Annotated in this window: 13 protein-coding genes; 3 read left to right on the top strand and 10 right to left on the bottom strand. The window is 73.8% G+C overall.

The window, feature by feature from the left end:
- Nucleotides 1-141 precede the first annotated feature (141 nt).
- Entirely contained in the window at nucleotides 142-2,685 is a 2,544-nt protein-coding gene (locus rosag_RS08235; protein WP_284349593.1) for a protein kinase domain-containing protein, read from the bottom strand.
- Between the two features lie 229 nt (nucleotides 2,686-2,914).
- Here rosag_RS08235 and ku point away from each other — a divergent pair, with 229 nt between their 5' ends.
- On the top strand, nucleotides 2,915-3,772 hold the full coding sequence (gene ku / locus rosag_RS08230; RefSeq protein ID WP_284349592.1) for a non-homologous end joining protein Ku: 858 nt from the start codon (nucleotides 2,915-2,917) through the stop codon (nucleotides 3,770-3,772).
- A gap of 13 nt (nucleotides 3,773-3,785) precedes the next feature.
- Entirely contained in the window at nucleotides 3,786-6,563 is a 2,778-nt protein-coding gene (gene ligD, locus rosag_RS08225; RefSeq protein ID WP_284349591.1) for a DNA ligase D, read from the top strand.
- A 92-nt stretch (nucleotides 6,564-6,655) separates the two neighbouring features.
- Here ligD and rosag_RS08220 read toward each other — a convergent pair whose 3' ends face one another.
- The 8 genes from rosag_RS08220 to rosag_RS08185 form a co-directional block, all read right to left on the bottom strand.
- Nucleotides 6,656-8,494 carry an LVIVD repeat-containing protein gene (locus rosag_RS08220; protein ID WP_284349589.1) on the bottom strand — a complete coding sequence of 613 codons (1,839 nt, stop codon included), beginning with the start codon at nucleotides 8,492-8,494 and terminating at the stop codon, nucleotides 6,656-6,658.
- A gap of 52 nt (nucleotides 8,495-8,546) precedes the next feature.
- Complete coding sequence (locus rosag_RS08215) at nucleotides 8,547-9,260, bottom strand: DUF305 domain-containing protein (protein WP_284349588.1); 714 nt, start codon at nucleotides 9,258-9,260, stop codon at nucleotides 8,547-8,549.
- Between the two features lie 83 nt (nucleotides 9,261-9,343).
- A complete protein-coding gene (locus rosag_RS08210; RefSeq protein ID WP_284349587.1) occupies nucleotides 9,344-10,576 on the bottom strand; it encodes a hypothetical protein in 1,233 nt (410 codons plus the stop codon).
- Nucleotides 10,577-10,664: 88 nt separating this feature from the next.
- Nucleotides 10,665-11,273, bottom strand: a complete 609-nt coding sequence (locus rosag_RS08205) for a hypothetical protein (protein WP_284349586.1) — start codon at nucleotides 11,271-11,273, stop codon at nucleotides 10,665-10,667.
- 8 nt (nucleotides 11,274-11,281) lie between these two features.
- A complete protein-coding gene (locus rosag_RS08200; RefSeq protein WP_284349585.1) occupies nucleotides 11,282-11,914 on the bottom strand; it encodes an RNA polymerase sigma factor in 633 nt (210 codons plus the stop codon).
- 91 nt (nucleotides 11,915-12,005) lie between these two features.
- Nucleotides 12,006-14,144 carry a protein kinase domain-containing protein gene (locus rosag_RS08195; RefSeq protein ID WP_284349584.1) on the bottom strand — a complete coding sequence of 713 codons (2,139 nt, stop codon included), beginning with the start codon at nucleotides 14,142-14,144 and terminating at the stop codon, nucleotides 12,006-12,008.
- Complete coding sequence (locus rosag_RS08190) at nucleotides 14,141-14,746, bottom strand: ECF-type sigma factor (protein WP_284349583.1); 606 nt, start codon at nucleotides 14,744-14,746, stop codon at nucleotides 14,141-14,143. Before rosag_RS08190 ends, rosag_RS08195 begins: the two co-directional genes overlap by 4 nt.
- 78 nt (nucleotides 14,747-14,824) lie before the next feature.
- Nucleotides 14,825-15,229 carry a hypothetical protein gene (locus tag rosag_RS08185; protein ID WP_284349582.1) on the bottom strand — a complete coding sequence of 135 codons (405 nt, stop codon included), beginning with the start codon at nucleotides 15,227-15,229 and terminating at the stop codon, nucleotides 14,825-14,827.
- Nucleotides 15,230-15,429: 200 nt separating this feature from the next.
- Between rosag_RS08185 and rosag_RS08180 the strand changes: the two genes are divergently transcribed.
- Nucleotides 15,430-18,690 carry a S41 family peptidase gene (locus rosag_RS08180; RefSeq protein ID WP_284349581.1) on the top strand — a complete coding sequence of 1,087 codons (3,261 nt, stop codon included), beginning with the start codon at nucleotides 15,430-15,432 and terminating at the stop codon, nucleotides 18,688-18,690.
- A gap of 195 nt (nucleotides 18,691-18,885) precedes the next feature.
- Here the strand turns inward: rosag_RS08180 and rosag_RS08175 are convergent, their stop codons facing one another.
- Nucleotides 18,886-19,842, bottom strand: a complete 957-nt coding sequence (locus tag rosag_RS08175; RefSeq protein WP_284349580.1) for a cyanophycinase — start codon at nucleotides 19,840-19,842, stop codon at nucleotides 18,886-18,888.
- Between the last annotated feature and the right edge of the window lie 31 nt (nucleotides 19,843-19,873).

Raw genomic sequence — 19,873 nt, 5'->3', positions numbered from 1 at the left:
AGGTGAACACCGATGGGGACCGTGCGCATGCAGACCTCGACGTCCGTGGGAGCGCTCCCGACGCGGTCCGGCGTCGAAGCGCGACGCCGCCGGTGGGCGCGCGGATGATCGTACGGAACGGGCGCGCCGTCAACGGGCGCGTCAGGCGAGGCCGCCGCTCCCCACGGGCGGGGGGAGCGTGACGCGGGAGAGTCCCGCGGCACACACGCGGCGCACGTCCGCATCGTCGCGCAGCACCGCGAACGCCGGATCGTGCCGCAGCCAGGGGACGTCCGACCAGCCGGCGTCCACCGCGCGCGCCAGGGCGTCGAGTGCCGCGTCGGCGTCGCCGAGGGTGGCGAGCGTGGACGACAGCTCGTACGTCATGTCCGCATCGGTGCTGCCGCTCAGCCAGGCCCACACGAAGCGCGCGCGCGACGCGACGAGGTCGTGTCCCTCCGCGAGGCGCTGTCGCGCATCGTCCGGTCGCCCCAGCCGGTGGAGCACGCGCGCGAGGCCGAACCGTGCCTTCACCCAGTGCGCACCGATGCTGATGCGATGCGGGTGCGCGTCGGCGATCTCGCACGCGCGACCGAAGTCCGCGAGCGCGTGATCGAGCGCGCCGGTGCGCTCCGCGAGGCAGCCGCGCGCCCAGTGCGCGTACGCGGTCACCGTCTCGGCGTAGACGTGGTCCGTGCCGGTGTAGCGCTCGATCGCCTGATCGAGGAGCGGCGCGGCCTCCCCCAGCTCGCCGGCGCCCAGGTGCAGGACGGCGCGCTGCGCGAGCGAGCCGACGAACTGGAACCCCACGCCGCCGCGCTCGATCTCGACGGCGCGGTCGAGCACCGTGGCCGCGTGTCCCTGGGCGCCGCGCAGCAGGTAGCTCATGCCGAGCACCATGTGCGCCGGATGGTACGTGGGGTTGATCGCGATGCAGCGCAGCAGCGGCGGCACCGCCCGGGCCATTGCCGACGGCTGCGGCACCGAGACCGCCCGACCGAGGTGGGTGATGCCGAGCATGTACCAGCTGATGAAGCTCTCCGGCTCGCGCGCGATGCCGCCGCGCGCCGTCCGCTCGGCGTCGTCGAAGCGGCCCTGGCGCGCCTGCATGTAGGACAGCCACGCGTGCGCCTCGCCGATGGACGGGTCGAGGGCGATCGCGCGCTCCAGCAGCGCCGCGCCCTCGTCGAGCGTCTCCCGACGCCCGGTCGCGATGTACAGCGGCCCGTGTACGATGCCGAGCCCCGCATGCGCGAGCGCGTACCCGGGATCGAGGGCGACCGCCGCGCGGAAGTGCTCGACCGCGGTGCGCACGCTGTCCGTCCCGAAGCGGTAGAACGCGCGATAGCCTTTCGCGTAGTGCTCGTAGGCCGTCAGGCCGGTCGTCTCGGGCCGTCGGATGCGCGCCAGCTCGGCGGTCGTGGGCTCGACGCCGAGCGCCGCGGACAGCCCGGCGACGATGCGGTCCTGGAGCTCGAAGATCTCGTCCATCACGCCATCGAGCTTCTCCTCCAGGACGGGCGCGCCGTCCTCCGCGCGCGCGAGGTGCGTGGTGATGCGGATGCGCGCGCCGAGCTTCTGGAACGCGCCCCAGACCACCCAGTGGGCGCTCACCGATCGCGCCAGCGCGACCGCCTGCGCGGCGTCGACGGGCCGCCCCTCGCCGTCCGCCGCGGCGCGCCGCCTGGCCGCCGGATCCCGCCCGACGACCTTGAGGCCCGCGATCTGGCCGAGGTCCGCGCTCAGCGTCTCCGCGATGCCCGTCGAGAGCCAGTCCGCGTCCGGCGCCGCGGCGACGTTCGCGAACTCCAGCACCAGCACGCGCCACCGCGCGGCCTGCCGCTCCGCCACGCTCCGCAGGTGCAGCTCCGCCGGCGACGGGGCGCGCATGGCGACGAGTGCCTCCTCCAGGGCGGCGGCGAAGTCGCCGGCGCGCGCGAAGCGCTCGTCCGGGTCCTTGGCCAGCGCGCGGGCCGTCGCGCGCACGACGGCGTCGGGGAGTGGGGCGCGCGATCCCACCAGCGGCGGCGGCGGACTGAAGACGTGCAGCGCCATCAACGCGGCCGCATTCCGCGCCCGGAACGGCGGTGCGCCGGCGAGCGCCTCGTAGGCGACGCACCCGAGGCTGTAGACGTCGGTCCGATGATCGATCGACTGGTCCGCGGTGGCCTGCTCGGGACTCATGTACGCCGGCGTGCCGAGCGTGGTGCCGACGGACGTCAGCGTGTGGCCGTCCGTCGCCGACGCGGCGGCCCCGCGTGCGATGCCGAAGTCCGCGAGCAGCGCCTGTCCGCCGGCGAGCAGGATGTTCTCCGGCTTGACGTCGCGATGGACCACGCCGCGGGCGTGCGCGTAGTCGAGCGCGTCGGCGATCTGCCGGACCATCCGCGTCGTCTCCTCGAAGGCGAGCGCGGCCACCCGATCGAGCCGGGCGCGCAGCGACTCGCCATCCACGAAGGGCATGACGAAGTACAGCGATCCGTCCGCGGCGCCGGAGTCATAGAGCGGCAGGACGTGCGGGTGCTGCAGCTGCGCGAGCACGCGGATCTCGCGCGCGAACCGGTCCGCGCCCAGCGTCGCCGACCACTCCGCACGCAGCACCTTCACGGCGACCTGCCGCTCGTGTCGGACGTCGTCGGCCAGATACACCGTGGCCATTCCGCCGCGGCCCAGCTCGCGCGCGAGCGCGTACCGGCCCCCCAGCACGTCGCCAGGTGCGAGGGGCTGCCGAGCGCCGGCACCGAGTTCCGTCACGGATCGTAGATCGGGCGAGCCCATCCTGAGGAGCATCTCGGGGATCCGCGCACTGCCTCCGCGAACATAGGCCCTTCCGTCGACCGCGCGAGAGCCGGCGCGCCGGGCGTCGCAGCCGGCCCCGCTCTTGCCTCCTTTCACGAACACCCGACGCCCCCGTCCACCCCAGCCCGGCGACGACATGGCCACCATCTGGAAAGGCGCGCTGACGTTCGGCCTGGTGAACATTCCCGTCGAGATGCGGACCGCGGTGCGCTCCGAGCACGTGAGCTTCCGGATGCTCGACAAGGCGGACCTCGCGCCCGTGAAGAACGTGCGCGTCGACCGCCACGGCGATCCCGTGGAGTGGAAGGACATCGTGAAGGGGTACGAGTACGAGAAGGGGCAGTTCGTCGTGCTCACCGACGAGGACTTCAAGTCGGCCGCGCTCGAGTCGTCGAAGACGATCGACATCTGCGACTTCGTGCAGCACGCGGAGATCGACACGCGCTTCTTCGAGACGCCCTACTTCCTCGTGCCGACGAAGGGCGGCGAGAAGCCGTACGCGCTGCTGCGCGAGGCGGTGCGCAAGGCGGGCGTCGTCGGCATCGGCAAGGTGACCATGCGCCAGACGCAGCACCTGGTGAGCATCAAGGTCGAGGGCGACGCGCTGGTGCTGGAGACGATGCGCTTCGCCACGGAGCTGGTGGACGCCGACGAGTACAGCTTCCCCGACGCGTCGCTCGTGCGGCCGCAGGAGCTGGCGATGGCCGAGCAGCTGGTGCAGAACCTCGCGGAGCCGTTCGACCCGTCGAAGTACACCGACGACTACCGCGCGAAGCTGATGCGCGTGATCCAGGCGAAGCTGAAGGGGAAGAAGGTCGCGCCGAAGGCCACCGACGACACGTCCGCCGACGGCAAGGTGCTCGACCTGATGGCGCGGCTGCAGGCGAGCCTGGGCCAGTCGTCGAAGAAGTCCGCGGGGCGGAAGGCCGCGGGCACGAAGCGCGCACCGCGCGCCGCCGCGCCGAAGAAGGCGGCGCGCAAGAAGACCGCCTGACCCGTACCGATCGATGGCGAAGCGAACGACGACGAAGAAGACGGCCAGGACCGCGCCGCCGGCGGCGCTCGGCGAGTACCGGCGCAAGCGCGACTTCACGAAGACCGCCGAGCCGTCGGGCGACGCGCCGGCGCGCGGGTCGCGCCGGCTGCGCTTCGTCGTGCAGAAGCACGCGGCGAGCGCGCTGCACTTCGACTTCCGCCTCGAGATCGACGGCGTGATGAAGAGCTGGGCCGTGCCCAAGGGCCCCAGCCTCGACCCGAAGGTGAAGCGGCTCGCGATGGAGGTGGAGGACCACCCCGTGAGCTACAACACGTTCGAGGGAACGATCCCGGGCGGGCAGTACGGCGGCGGCACGGTCATGCTCTGGGACCGCGGGACGTACGAGCCGGCGGACGGTAGTAGCGTGGACGCGCTGCGCGAGGGCTACGCGGCGGGGAAGCTCGACTTCGTCCTGCAGGGCGAGCGGCTGCGCGGCGCGTGGGCGCTGGTCCGTACGCGGAAGGTGGGCAGCCGGCAGCAGTGGCTGCTCATCAAGCGCGACGACGCGCACGCCGATCGCGAGGCCGACATCGTCGCCGACGAGACGACGTCGATCGACAGCGGGCGCACGATGGACGAGATCGCGGGCGGCGCGCGGAAGCGGGCGGTGAAGGAGCCCGCCAAGAAGGCCGCGAAGAAGACGGCGAAGAAGACGGCGGTGAAGAAGGTCGCCGCGGAGGAGCCGAAGCCCAACGCCCGCGGCGTGCGCGCCGTGCGCGCGGCCGACCGCCTCTGGAAGGCGGCGACCGGCATGCCCGTGCTCGAACCCATGTACGCCAGCGTCGGCACCGCGGTCCCCGAGGGCGACGACTGGACCTTCGAGCCGAAGTACGACGGCGTGCGCGTCCTCGCGCTCGCGACCGCCGACGCGGCGCAGCTCGTGACGCGCAACGGCAACGACAAGGCGGCGCAGTTCCCCGAGATCGTCGACGCGCTGCGCGCGCTCGCGCGGCAGGCGCGGCGCGCCCTCGTGCTGGACGGCGAGATCGTCGCGCTCGTCGACGGCAGGCCCGCGCGCTTCCAGGCGCTGCAGGGCCGCATGCACCTCGGCGACGCCACGGGGATCGCGGGCCACGCGGCCGACGCGCCGGCCACGCTGGTCGCGTTCGACCTGCTGCACGCGGGCGACGACTCGCTGCTCGACCAGCCGTGGACCGCGCGCCGCGCGCGGCTCGAGCGGCTGCTCGGGAAGCGCGCCACCGAGCGTGTGCAGCTCGGCGAGACCGTCACGGGCGACGGCGCGGCGATGGTGGCGCGCGCACGCGCGCAGGGCTGGGAGGGCGTGATCGCCAAGCGCACCGACGCGCCGTACACGCCCGGGCAGCGCGCGCGGCACTGGCTCAAGCTCAAGGTCGAGCACCGGCAGGAGTTCGTCGTCGGCGGCTACACCGAGCCGCGCAACTCGCGGGAGCACATCGGCGCGCTGCTGCTGGGCTACTACGACGGCGACGGGCGGCTGGTGTACGCGGGCCACGCCGGCGGCGGCTTCACGCGCGAGGGGCTGCGCGACATGGCGCGCCGGCTCGCGCCGCTGGCGCGCAGGACGTCGCCGTTCGCCGAGCCGCCGCGCACCAACGAGCCCGCCCACTGGGTGCGGCCGAGCGTGGTCGTGGAGATCAAGTTCATCGAGTGGACCGAGGACCAGCGGCTGCGGCAGCCGATCTTCGTCGGCGTGCGCGACGACAAGCCGGCGGCGAGCGTGCGGCGCGAAGCGGAGAGCGTGCAGGAGGTCGAGGCGACAGTGAAGAAGACCGCGAAGAAGACCGTCGTGAAGGGCGCGACGTCCAACGCGAAGGAGTCGGTCGTCGAGCAGCTCGCGCGCATCGAGGCCGAGGGTGGCGACGGCGTGGTGCGCCTCGGGCCGCGCACCTCGCTCGACGTCACGAACCTCGACAAGGTCTACTTCCCCGACGACGGCATCACGAAGGGCGACGTGATGCGCTACTACGCGACCGTCGCGCCCCACGTGCTGCCGGTGCTCGCGGATCGGCCGCTCGTGCTGCGCCGCTTCCCCAACGGCATCGGCGGGAAGGCGTTCTACCAGCACCGCGCCGACAACGTGCCGGCCGGCGTGCGCACCGAGCCCGTGGACGCCGACGGCGACGGGCAGTCGGTGCCCTTCCTCGTCGGCGGCGACCTCGCGACGGTGCTGTACAGCGTGCAGCTGGGCGCGATCAGCGTCGATCCGTGGCACTCGCGCGTCGGCGCGCTCGACACCGCGGACTACACGATCCTCGACCTCGATCCCGGCCCGAAGGCGCCGTTCGCACGCGTCGTGGACGTCGCACGGTGGATCAAGGGAGAGCTCGACGCGCTCGGCCTGCACGCGGCGCTCAAGACGTCGGGGTCCACGGGGCTGCACATCGCGCTGCCGCTGCCGGCGGGAACGAAGGCCGACAGCGCGCTGCTGCTGGCGGAGCTGATCGCAACGCGCGTCGCGACGGCGCACCCGAAGGAGGCCACGATCGAGCGCTCGCTGCGTGCACGGTCCGCGGGCGCGGTGTACGTCGACTACCTGCAGAACATCCCCGGCAAGACCGTCGCGGGCGCGTACGCGGTGCGCGCGCGTCCACGGGCGACGGTGTCGACGCCGCTCGCGTGGGAGGAGCTGGACGACGCCCTCGATCCCGCGGCGTTCACGCTGCGCACGGTGCCGGCGCGGCTGGAGCAGGTGGGCGACCTGTGGCGCGCGGCGATGCGGAAGCCCAACCCCATGCGCGCGCTGCGGGCGCTCGCGCCGACGCCCTGAATCGTCCCCGGAAGCGCGGAACGCCCGGCCAGCTGGCCGGGCGTTCCGCACTACACGGCGTGTCGCGCGACCACCGCGCGACTACCGCACCACTACTTCGTCACCGCGTTCGTCGCCCCCGCCAGGTCGCGGATCGCCTGCGCCATCGTGCGCACCTTGGCGGCATCCTTGGCGCCGTTCGCGTCGCGCGACACCTGCGTCGCCAGCGTCATCAGCGCCGAGCGCTGCGCGGTGCCGCTCTGCTTCTCGGCCGCGTCCAGCGCGGCCGCGATGGCCGAACGGCGCGCCGCCGGCAGCCCGTCGTTGCGCCCGAGCTGATCGAGGTACGCGCGCACCACCGGGAACGCCGCCGGCCACACGATCCTCGGCTGGCTCTGCGGGTTGAACTCGCGCATCATCACCAGCTTCGCCGCGTCGATCTCGTTCTGCGTCAGGTGCTCGCTCGGCGTCAGCTCGAGGATGTCGAGGCCGCGCGCCATCTCCGACGAGTAGATGCGCCCGTTGTACCAGTACGCGCCCCACGAGCCGCCGATCGTGCTACGCTGCGGCTGGCGCGTCTGCGACGGCGGGCCCTGGTCGATGAGCGGCGGGTTGTCGATCGGGCCGCGGTCGAAGTACGCGATCTCGACCGGCTTGTCGGCGTCCGTGAAGTCGATCACGTCGACGCCGCCCTGGTACCAGCCCTGCACCATCACGTCGCGGCCCGGGATCGGGATCAGCGAGCCGTTGTGCGAGACGCAGTTCTCCTGCGCGCTCTGCGCCGACGGGAGCTTGAAGTACGCGCGCTGCTTCAGCGTCTTGTCGGGGTTGATGGTCAGCGTCGTGTTGCCGCCCATCTCCAGCGGGTGCTGCTTCTGGCAGTTGGGCGAGGTGCCGCCGCCCCACTCGTCGGTGAACACGACCTTCTTGCCGTCGTTGCTGAACACCGCGGTGTGCCAGAGCGAGAAGTTCGTGTCGGCCGCGGCGGCCAGGCGCTTCGGCTTCTCGGGGTTCGAGATGTCGACGAGCAGGCCGTGGCTCGCGCACGCGCCCGCGAGCAGCCCCATCTCGGGGTACGCGGTGACGTCGTGGCAGTTGCGCGGGCCGTTCGCCATCATCGCGGCCATCATCGCGCTGTCGGCGCCGGAGAGCTGGCGCGCCGGGCGCTGCTGCCCGCCGCGGCGCGGCGCGGGCGTGAGGCCCGTGAAGATGCGCGCGCCCGTCACCACCGCCGCGTCCTCGGGCTTGGAGAGCGAGACCTTGATGACGTCGAGGCGGTAGAGCGAGTTCGTCGTGTCCGCCGGGTCGGTGCCGTTGCGGCAGCCGGCCAGCTCGCTGTCCGGACGCGCGCCCTGGCTTCCCGAGACGTAGAGGTAGATGACGTCCTTGTTCTTCGGGTCCGGGATGACCGTGTGCGTGTGCGAGCCCTTGCACGTCTCGACGTTCTTCACCAGCCGCGGCGCGCGCGGGTTGGAGACGTCGTAGATGCGCACGCCCGCCATGTGGTCGGCCGGGTTCTCGACGCCGCCCTTGCCGCAGTCCTTGCGGTTCCCGCCGCCCTCGGCGGACACGAACAGCAGGTTCCCGACGATCGACGGATCGCCCTGCGACGTGAAGCACTCGACGGCCGACAGCATCACCGGGCTGGCCGGGTTGCTGACGTCCCAGATCGAGAAGCCCGCGAAGTTCCCCTGGTAGACCAGGTTCCCCTTGAAGGCGAGGTCGGAGTTCACGAAGGTCAGCCCGCGCGCCGAGTCGAACGGCGCGGGCTTGCCGGTGTGCCCGACGAGCTTCATCCCCTTCGCCGCCTCGCCCGCGTCGTGCAGGCCGGCCTTGAGGTTGTCGCGCGGATCGTTGCCGGGCGGGTAGGTCTGCGCGGCCAGCAGCGCCGGCGCGAGCGCGAGGGCGGCCAGCGTCGGAAGGACGACGCGCGTCCAGCGGACGGATTCCATCAGGTGCGACTCCGGGTGGGGGTTCACGGCGAGCATACGGCGCACACAGGTCTCACATCTCGAGCAGCATCTGGCGCATCAGGCCGATCTCGGCCGTCTGCGTGCTCTCGACGTCGTTGGCGAGCACGGAGACGTCCACGTCCTGGCCGGCGCGCGGCGTGGCGAACAGGTCGGCCACCATCTTCAGCGCGCCCTCGTGGTGGCGGATCATGTACTCGAGGAACAGCCGATCGAACGTGGGGCCGCGCGCCGCCTCGAGCTTCGCGAGCTCCGCGGCGGTGAGCATGCCGTGCATCGTCATCGTCCGCCAGGCCGACGTGTCCGGCGCGAACTGGCCGTTCGCGCGCAGCCACTCCTGCATCAGCACGATCTCGCCGGCCTGCGACAGGTCGATCTTCTGCGCGAAGCGCGTCAGCCGCGCGCTGGCGCCACGCGTCGGCGCCATGCGCGACATGTGGATGGCCTGCGCGTGGTGCGCGATCATGCCCTGCATGAAGCGCACGTCGGCCTCGGTGTAGCGCGCGCCCGCGGGGATGGTGATGGTGCCAGCGCCCGCCATGTGGTGGTCGTGGTGCGCCATCGACTCGGCCGGCGCCTGAGCGGGCGCGGCGGCCGTCTGCGTGGGGGCCGTCTGCGTGGGGGTCGTCTGCGTGGGCGCAGGGGCGGCAGGCGGCGCCGCCGCCGGGCGTGGCGCCGTGGCGCAGGCGCCGAGCAGGGCGAGGCAGCACGCGGCCGCGAGGCCGATGCGAGGAGGAGCCGCGTTCACGAGTGGCCGTGTTGGCGGAAGGTGGGAATGAGGGGTCCAGAAGACTACGCCGGCCGGGCGGCGAGCGCTGTCCCTGGCGACCGCTACTGGATCTGAATGTAGAGCGGCACCGGCCAGAGCCGCAGGATCTCGCTGCGCGGCGTGGGCGGACGGTCGTTCTTGGCCTTGGTGAACTGCTTCCACCCCGTGAACTGCACGGGCTCGCGCTTGATGTCGCGCCAGTAGGTGTCGCGCTTCATCCACGGCGGCCCGAAGCCGTCCATGTGCATCACGATCTGCACGTTCGGGTCGAGCGCGATCTGCTTGTAGTTCGTGACGCCGCGCGGCGTGAAGCGGTGCACGACGAGGATCTTCGGCGGCAGCTGGTGCTTCTTCACCAGGTCCGAGAGGAAGCGCGATGCGTAGTTGATGTCGGCCGCGTCGTACGTGCCGATGCGCCGCCCGGGGATGCCGCCCCCCTTCATCGAGAACTCGGGATCGATGCCGAGGTGCACGTCGGGGCGCACGAGGAACTTCTCGATCCACGGCAGCTCGTGCTGCAGCGTGCTCTGGCCCACCTGCAGGTCCACGAACAGGAGCGCGTTCCGGCTCCGCGCCCAGCCGTACACCTTCTCGATCATCGCGCTGTCGTGGCGCGTGCGGTACTTCCCGCTCGCGCCAGGCGTCGCGTCGGCGACGAGCACGATCAGGTGCAGCGCGGGCTGCACGGGGTGCGCGGGATCGAGCGCGTTCCAGGCCGCGACCTCCGCGTCGAGCTTGCGCAGCATCTCCTCGGAGTCGAACTCGCCGAGGATCCCCATGCGCCGCGAGAGCGGGTTGCCGTAGAAGGCGACGATGCGCTTCGCGGGGAGGATGGACCCGGGGAGCGGCGCCGGCCCCTTCACCGGCCAGAGCGAGTCGAGGTTGCTCCCGGCGTTCCGGAACGCGATGTGGCGGTCGCCCGCCTTCGGGCCGAGGAGCCCGCCGCGCTCCGCCTCCTGGGTGCCGTTCGCCACCGCGCGCGCCCGCGCGGCCGCGGCCGCGGCGGCCGTGTCCTGTGTGACGCGGGTGCCCGTGTCCGTGGCGATGGCGGCGGGCCCGGTGGACGCCGGAGCCGTCGCCGGGACCGGCGTCGAGTCCATCACCGTCGCGCGCGCCGCGGCCGCGATCGAGTCGGCGGGCGAGGCGCGGGGCGGCCCGGCGCGCGCGACGGGCGCCGGATCGGGCGTGGCGTTCGCGGCGCCGGCCGAGCTGGCGCCCTCGGCGCACGCGGCGAAGACCGCGGAGGCGATCGTCGCGAGGAGGACGACGGGTCGTGCGGGACGGCGAGACGACATGCGCGAGGGAACGGGGCGACCGGACGGGGAGCAGCCGCCGGAACGAAGGGCCCGGACGCCCGCCGTGCAAGGGCGCGCCGCCCGCGTGTCAGTGGCCGGGGATGGCGGTCGGTGTGGGTACCGCGCGCCCGGCCGGGAAGTTCGCGCAGTACGCGGGTCGCTCGGCCGCCCAGCGCGCGTCCAGCCGCGCGATCGTCTGCTCCGCCGCCGCCAGATCGCGCGGCGAGCCGCGGAGCGTCAGCACCGGCAGCCGCACGGCCGGATGCGCGGTGACGGCCACGCCCGGCGGCAGCTGCGGCCGCGCCACCTCGACGATCTGCTCGGGGTCCAGGCACTGCAGCTCCACGGTCCGGGTCTCCACCGGTGCCGCCCGGCCGCCCACGAGCCGCCCGCCCACGAGGGTCGCCAGCAGCACGCCGACGACGGAGGCGGTGACGCGCAGCGCCCGGCCGCGCCGCCGCACGCGCCCCGAGCCGGCGACGGCCTCCAGCGCCACGACGTGCGCGGGGACCCCCGGGAGCGTGCCGTCGAGCATGTCGGCGAGCCGGCGCGACTCCTCCGCGACCTCGCGCACCAGCGTCGCGCAGTCGGGGCAGCCGCGGCAGTGCTCCGTGACCGCGGCCGCCGTCGTCAGCTCGGCCACGTCGGCGGTGGCGACCACCCGTAGGCAGTCGGTGCACGTCATGGCGCTGGTCATGGAGTGGGTCATCCGGTGAGCTCCGCCGCGCCCGGGTGCCGGGCGATGAGGTGGGCCCGCACCGCCGCGCGCGCCTTGTAGAGGTTCGCACGCACGGTCGCGGGGTTCAGCCCCGTCATCGCCGCGATCTCGGCCGGGTCGTAGCCCTGCAGGTCCGCGAGGTCGAAGATCTCGCGCTGCCGCCGCGGCAGGCCGCCGAACACCTCGCGGATGCGCGCCGCCACCCACTGCCGGTCCACGCGCGCGCCCGGGTCGGTGAGGTAGACGTCGCGCTCGGGCAGCGCGCCGGCCGACGTCGCGAGGCGGTGCCGGCGCTGCGTGGTGCGCCGCCGCTGCCCCGCCGCGCGCCGCACGATCCGGTAGAGCCACGCGGCCAGCGGCGCCTCGCCCCGGAACGCGGCCAGCTGGCGGTGCATCAGGACGAACGCCTCCTGGGCGACGTCGTCCGCCTCGTCCGGATCGGCCGCGAACACCAGCGCCCACCGATGCACCACCGGGTGCAGCTCGGCCACCAGCGCCGTGAACGCCGCCGTGTCGCCGGCCGCGGCGCGCGCCGCCAGCGCCCAGCGCGCGGCGTCCGGAGACGCGGAGGGCGGCGCAGTGGCGGGCGGCGCAGTGGCGGTTTCGGGGTCGGGCCGCATGGCGAGCATCGGGGGTGGGCCCGTGGGGTGCGCGGTCGGTGACGTCCTGCCCATGATGCCACGACCGCCGCGGGCGTTTACCGCCGCGCGCTCACGGCTGCCGCACGATCACGAAGCGCGTCCCGTCGCGTGAGACGTCGTACATGGTGCTGACGCCGCCGTGGTACCGCGCCCGGAAGAGCTCCGTCGCCCGGCCCGGGACCGGGAGCGCGCCGCGCGCCGCGCGCCCCATCGGCACCGCCATCAGCGCACCTTCGCGCCAGTAGTACAGCTCCCGCCCGTCGCCGCGCCAGACCGGATGCTCGCCGCCGTCGGTCGAGATCCGGATGCGCCGCCCCGGCCGCGGGTAGGCGTCGAGGTAGACCTCCGAACGCCCCGACGCGTCCGACGTGTACGCGACCCAGCGCCCGTCGGGCGAGACGCGGGCGGCCAGCTCGTTCGAGGGAGTGGCGACATATGGCCGCGCCGGCGAGCCGTCGGCCGGCTGCACGAGGATGTCGTGGCCGTTCTCCCGCGCCTCCTCGGTCACCAGGAGCGCGCTGCCATCGCGCAGCCAGTCGCTCGGGAACTGCGTCCCGTCGCGCCGCGCGAGCACGCGGGCGTCGTCGCCGGTGCGCGACGCCGTGACCAGGTCCTTCCCGCCCGACGCGGCGGCCGAGTAGGCGAGCCGCGCGCCGTCGGCGCTCCACTGGGGGTCGTTGCTGTCGAGATCGTCGTCGGTGAGCCGGCGCGTCGCGCCCCCGTCGAGCTCCGTCACCCAGAGATCGCTGGTGCTCCGCCCCGCCCCGAAGGCGCCGTACGCCACGCGCCGCCCGTCCGGCGAGAAGCGCGGCGTCCACGGCCGCTCGGCCGGGATGGCGGCCACCAGCCGGCCCGCGCGGTCCACCACCGTCATCGTCGCCTCGCCGACCATCGCGGTGCGTGCTCCGGCACCGGCGTCGCTCGACGGGCGCGCCGCCTCGGGCACTGGCGCGGACGCGACGTCCTGCCACGGCGGGACGAGCGACGCGCGGTCCACGAGCAGCCCGCCGGCGAGCCCCGCCGCCAGCATCGCGAGCGCCGCGTAGAGCGCCGCCCGCGCCGACACCGTGCGGCCGCGCGGTTGCGGCTCGGGCCGCGCGGGCGTCCACGCGCCCGCCCCGGGATCGGTGTCGTCCAGCGGCACCGCGAGCGCCGCCGCGAACGCCGCCGCGCTCGCGAAGCGCGCCTCGGGACGCTTCGCGAGCGCGCGGCGCACGGCCGCGTCGATCCACGGCGCCACGTCGGGCCGACGCGCCGCGAGCGCCGACGCCGGCTCGTGCAGCAGCCGGTGCACGACGGCCTGCCGCGTCGGCGCCGCGAACGGCGACTCGCCCGCGAGCATCTCGTGCAGCACCGCGCCCAGCGCGTAGACGTCCACGCGCGCATCGAGTGCGCGCTCGCCCGCGGCCTGCTCCGGCGCCATGTACTGCGGCGTGCCGACCGAGATCCCCGTGCGCGTGAGGCGCTCGCCGCCCGCGTGCTCCAGCGCGAGCGCGATGCCGAAGTCGGCGACGAGCGCGTGGCCGCCCTGCAGCAGCACGTTCTCGGGCTTCACGTCGCGATGCACGACGCCGCGCGCGTGCGCGTGGTCGAGCGCGTCCGCGACCTCGCGCGCGATGCGCACCGCCTCGTGCACCGGCAGCGGGCCCTCGCGCGTCAGGCGCGCGCGCAGCGTCTCCCCCTCGACGAAGGGCATCGCGTACCAGAGCAGCCCGTCGGCGTTCCCCGAGTCGAACAGCGGCAGGACGTGCGGATGCTGCAGCGCCGCGGTGACGCGGATCTCCGCCAGGAACCGCTCCGCGCCCACGGCGGCGGCCAGCTCCTCGCGCATCACCTTGATCGCGACCCACCGCTCGTGCCGCAGGTCGCGCGCGAGGTGCACCGTCGCCATGCCGCCGCGCGCGAGCTCGCGCTCGATCGCGTAGCGGCCCGCCAGCGCCCGCGCGAGCCGCTCGGCCACCGACGGCCGCGGTGCGAGGCTCGCGAGCGCGGGCCGCTCCAGGAAGTCGTCGCCCACGTCGCCGTGCGCGGCCAGCAGCGACGCCACCTCGTCGCGCAGCGCGCGGTCGTCGCCGCACGCGGCCGCGACCACCGCGTCGCGCCGCGCGGGCTCGCACGCCAGCGCCGCCTGCAGGATCGCGTCGACCGCGCGCCAGCGCTCGGGCGTCAACGGCGGCGGCGCGTCGCGCGTCGGCGTGTCCTGCGTCATGGCGCCAGCTCGCGGCGGAGCCACATGCGCGCGACCGCCCACTCGCGCCCCACCGTCGCCGGCGAGACGCCGAGCGCCGCCGCGGCCTCGGGGATGCTGAGGCCCGCGAAGTAGCGCAGCTCCACCAGCCGCGCCTTGCGCGGATCGAGGACCGCGAGCCGCGCCAGCGCGTCGTCCAGCGCGAGCACGTCCACCGCGTCCGCCGCCTCCTGCACCGCGGCCGCGCGGCCCGCGTCGCCGAGCGAGAGCTGCGTCGCGCCGCCGCCGCGCTTCTGCGCGCGGCGCGTGCGCGCGTGGTCCACCAGCACGCGCCGCATCATCTGCGCGGCGACGGCGAGGAACTGCGTGCGGCTCTCCCAGTGCGCGTCGTGCTGGCCGCCGAGCCGCAGCCACGCCTCGTGCACCAGCGCGGTCGCCTGCAGCGTGTGGCCGTCGCCCTCGCGGCGGAGCGCGCGCTGCGCCTGCCGCCGCAGCTCCGCGTAGACGAGCGGCACGAGCGCCTCGCTCGCGCGCGCGTCGCCGGCGCCCCAGGCGCGCAGCAGCTCGGTGACCGCGGGCGCCGGCTGGCCAGGCGCGGCGTCGGGCTGCGGGGTGCGGGGCATGAGGGGTCCGGACGGAGGGAGGAGCCGCGGTGCCGGTTGGACACGGCGGCGCCCGGCGAGGTTTCGTCCCCGACTACGCTACGGCCCCGCGCCGGCGTTTCGCACGACCGCGGCCGCCTCGCCCAGCCAGGCCAGCGCGGCCGCCTCGTCGTGGAAGATGCACACGGTCACCAGTGGGTGGTCGTTCAGCGTCTGGAACATGCGCGCGATCCCGAACTGCACCGCCTCCGTCACCACCAGCGCCGAGCGGATCGGCTGCCGCGGGCCCACCGCGCGGCGCCGCTCGACGAAGGCGAGCATCTCGGAGAACCCGACCTCGACGTGCGTGACCTCCGTGAGGCTGCTGAGGCGCGACGGGGTCACGGGCAGGCGCGCCTCGCACGCCAGCATCTCCTCGGCGAGCCCCGCGAGATCCGCGTGCGTGAGCGCGTCGAAGAAGCGCATGCGGAGCAGCGGGCCCTCCAGTCGCACCTCGAAGCCCACGGACCGCCCTCCTGGCGACGGGAACCGGTGGCGCCCCGCGCGTCCGCCCGGCGCGGGCGCACGCCCGCGGATCCGAACGAGCTTGCAACAGGTGCGCCCTCGCTGGGGTGCGCATGCGGATCAGCCGACCGGCGTGCCGGGCGTTATCGTGGGGAGCCCTGCTCGGGCCCGCCCGTCCCCGCCCCACCCCTGCCGCTTCGATGAAGCCCTTCCTCGCCACCGCCGCGCTACTCGCGTCGGCGACCGCGCTCGCCGCCCAGACGCCGTCCACCTCGCCCGACGGCGCGAGCTGGATGCGCTACCCCGCGCTCTCGCCCGACGGCCGCACCCTCGTCTTCACCTACAAGGGCGACCTGTACACCGTGCCCAGCAGCGGCGGCGCGGCCGTCCCGCTCACGTCGCACGCCGCCAACGACGTGATGCCGGTGTGGAGCCGCGACGGGAAGCGCATCGCCTTCGCGTCCGACCGCCACGGCAACTACGACGTCTACGTCGTGGGCGTGGGCGGCGGCGAGCCGACGCGCCTCACCTTCCACTCCGCGCCGGAATACCCGTACAGCTTCACCGCCGACGGCGCGCGCATCCTGTTCGGCGCGGCGCGGCAGGACGCGGCCGCGAACCGCCTCTATCCGACCGCGGCGCAGCCGGAGCTCTACGCGGTGTCCGCGACCGGCGGCCGCCCGACGCAGGTGCTGACGACGCCCGCCGAGAACGCGCGGCCGAGCGCGGACGGCCGCTTCCTCATCTACGAGGACCGCAAGGGCGGCGAGAACGCGTGGCGCAAGCATCACACGTCGGCCGTGGCGCGCGACGTGTGGATCCTCGACACGCGCAGCGGCGAGCACCGCCAGGTGACGACGTTCGCGGGCGAGGACCGCGATCCCGTGTTCACGAAGGACGGGCGCGCGTTCCACTACCTGAGCGAGGCGAGCGGCACGCTCAACGTGCACCGGATGAGCGTGGACGGCGGCGCGTCGCAGCAGCTGACGCAGTTCACGGGCGTGCCGGTGCGCTTCCTCTCGATGGCGGACGACGGCACGCTCGCCTTCGGGTGGGACGGGCAGATCTACACGATGGCCGCCGGCGGGAAGGCGCAGCGCGTGCCGATCACCGTCACCGCCGACGACAAGTCGAACCGCCAGCGCATCCTCGCGGTGACGCAGGGCGCGCAGGGGCTCGTCGTGTCGCCGAACGGGAAGGAGGTCGCGTTCCTCTACCGCGGCGACGTGTTCGTGAACGCGGCCGAGGGTGGCGGCACGAAGCGCATCACCGCGACGCCCGAGGCGGAGACGGGGCTCGAGTTCTCGCCGGACGGCAAGGCGCTCGTCTACGCGTCGGAGCGCGGCGGGAAGTGGGCGATCTACGAGGCGCGCCGCGCGCGCGACGCGGAGCCCTACTTCTACGTGTCCACGGTCGTGCGCGAGACGCCGCTGATCAGCAACGAGAAGCAGAACACGCACCCGAGCTTCTCGCCCGACGGGAAGACGCTGGCGTACCTCGAGAACCGCAACACGCTGCGCGTGATCGACCTCGCCACGAGGCAGGCGCGCACGCTGCTGACCGAGAAGGAGCTGTTCGGCAACGACCACTGGTTCCAGTGGAGCCCCGACGGGAAGTGGATCGCCTTCGACCTCGACGTGCCCGGCATCGCGCCGAGCGAGGTGGGGCTGGTGCGCGCCGACGGGACGGGGCAGGTCGTGAACCTCACGCAGAGCGGCTTCAACGACGCGCGCCCGCGCTGGATCCTCGGCGGCAAGGCGATGATGTGGTTCAGCAACCGCGACGGCATGAAGTCCGTCGCGCAGAGCGGCAGCACGCAGCAGGACGCGTACGCGATGTTCTTCGACCGCGAGGCGTGGGAGCGGTTCCGCCTGTCGAAGGACGAGTTCACGCTGGTGAAGGACGCGGAGGAGCGGCTGGCGAAGGCGCGCGGCGATTCGGCGAAGGGCAAGGACAGCGCGGCCGCGCGCACGCCGGCGAAGCCGCTGACGCTCGACCTGGCGGACCTCGACGCCCGCCGCGCGCGCCTCACGGTCGCGTCGGCGTCGCTCGGCGACGCGCTGGTGAGCAGGGACGGCGAGACGCTGTACTACCTGGCGCGGTTCGAGCGGGGGCTCAACCTCTGGTCGACGAACCTGCGCAGCCGCGAGACGAAGATGGTGCTCCAGCTCAACGCCAACGGCGGCAACATGGCGTGGGACCGGGAGCAGAAGTTCCTCTACCTGCTGGCCGACAGCACGATCTCGCGCATCGACCCGAGCGCCGCGACGCCGAAGCGCGACGTCGTGTCGCTCGCCGGCGAGAACTCGCTCGACGTGGACGCCGAGCGCGCGGCGATGTTCGACCACGTCTGGCGCCGCACGCGCGACACGTTCTACACCGGCGGCTTCCACGGCGCCGACTGGACCACGCTGCGCGCGGTGTACGCGAAGTACCTGCCGCACGTCGGCACCAACGCGGCGTTCACCGAGCTGCTGGCCGAGCTGCTGGGGGAGCTGAACGTCAGCCACAGCGGCGCGAGCTACGCGTTCACGACGCCCACCGACGACGCGACGGCGTCGCTGGGGCTGTTCTACGACCAGGCGTACGTCGGCCCCGGCGTGAAGGTCGCGGAGGTGATCCGCGGCGGGCCGCTCGACCGCTCGGACGTGCGCCTCCGTCCGGGCGCGATCATCCGCGCGGTGGACGGCGTCGACATCGAGCCGTCGCGCGACATCGCCGAGCTGCTGAACCGCAAGGCGGGGAAGAACGTGCTGCTGACCATCACGGACGGCGGCGCGACGAGCGAGGTGGTGGTGAAGCCCGTGCCGCCGGCCGAGGAGGGGCGGCTGCTGTACGCGCGCTGGGTGCGCCGCAACGCGGAGGAGGTGGACCGCGAGAGCGGCGGGCAGCTGGGCTACGTGCACATCCCCGGCATGAACGACGGCGCGTACCGCACGACGTTCGAGGAGATCATGGGGAAGTACGCCACGCGGCAGGGCATCGTGGTCGACACGCGCAACAACGGCGGCGGCGACCTGGTGGCCGACCTGGCGATGTTCCTCAGCGGGCAGCGGTTCTTCGACTACACGACCGACACGCGCAGCGCGGGCTACGAGCCGAACTTCCGCTGGACGCGCCCGACGGTCGCGATCGCGAACGAGGCGAACTACAGCGACGGCCACTGCTTCGCGTACGCGTACAAGCAGCAGAAGCTCGGGCCGCTGGTGGGGATGCCGGTGCCCGGCACGTGCACGTTCGCGGGGTGGGAGTCGCTGCCCGACGGGATCCGCTGGGGCGTGCCCGGCCTCGGCGTGAAGGACGCGACGACGGGGCAGTACCTCGAAAACCTGCAGACGGAGCCCGACGTGAAGGTGCGCAACGAGCAGCGCGCCGCCGCGGCGGGGAAGGATCAGCAGCTGGAGGCGGCGGTCGCGGCGCTGAAGAAGCTGACGCAGCAGCGGACGGCCGTCGTGCCCTGACGACCGGCGGCGGATCCTGCGCCGGCCCCGAACGGCAACTGCAGCAAGGATTGAAATCTGAGAAGATCTGAAAGATGCGGATGGCTCCATGTGGCGGCGAGGAATCGCGCACCACACGGAGCCATCCGTCGTTATCGGACCTTATCCGATCTTCATCCTTGCAAATGCCGTTCGGGTCCGGCGCGACATGTTCGCTCAGGGCACGCCCGACGGCAGCGTCGCGCTTCCGGTCCGCGGATCGAAGCGGCTGCCGGCGGGGAGCACGTGCACCGTCATTCCCGTCGCGCCGAGCGTGGTGCCGGCCGGCGTGACCGCGGCGCGCCGCGCGTCGTAGACGACCACCGCGCTGGCGCCGCTCACGCGCCAGCGGCCGTCCGGCTCGATCACCAGCGCCGTCGACTCGTCGATGCCGACGCCCAGGTGCGGCGCGCGCTCCAGCACGACGCTCATCAGGCGGTTGTGCCGCTTGCGCCGCAGGAAGTGCTGGTCGACGACCGCGTCGTCGAGCAGGCCGAACCCCGCGTCGAGGATGATGTTGTCGCGCGCGATCGTCATGAACCCGTCGTCCTTCACGGGCCGGTCGCCGCCCGGACGGCGCTCGTCGCCGGTGATCATGCGGGCCGACATGACCGCCGCGCCCGCGGAGGTCCCGCCGACCACGGCGCCGCCCTCGTAGCGTCGGCGGATGGCCGCCTCGGTCTTCGTGCCGCGCAGCGCGGCGGTGAGGCGCGACTGGTCGCCGCCGCCGAACCAGATCCCGGTGGCGCCGTCGAGCAGCGCCGCGACGGAGTCGGTGTTCGCCTGCTCGCGCGTGACCCAGACGTTGGTCGCGCGCGCGCCGAGCGTGCGCAGGTCGGCGGCCTTCGCTTCGCCGGAGGTGGCGCCCTCCGCGCTGGCCATCGCGAAGACGACGATGCGCGCGCGCCCTGATCCGCCGGCGAGCGTCACGAACTCCTGCACGAGCGCCGGCGGCTGCGGTCCGCCGCCCACCACGAACAGGGTGCCGCGCCCCTGCACCGCCGGTGCGCCGGCCGCGGAGACGCGCGCCGTGCCGGCGTGGCCCGTCGCGCAGCCCGCCACGACCAGCGCGAGGAGGGTGGCGCCGGCCAGCCGGCCGGATGGATTGCGGCGAGGAAGCGGGAATGCGGGCATGATGTGGAGCGCGGGTGCATGGCGGCGGCGG

This window comes from Roseisolibacter agri (assembly GCF_030159095.1).
GTDB lineage: Bacteria > Gemmatimonadota > Gemmatimonadetes > Gemmatimonadales > Gemmatimonadaceae > Roseisolibacter > Roseisolibacter agri.
Note: the sequence above shows the minus strand (reverse complement) of the source record. Positions and strands in the feature narration are given on the sequence as shown.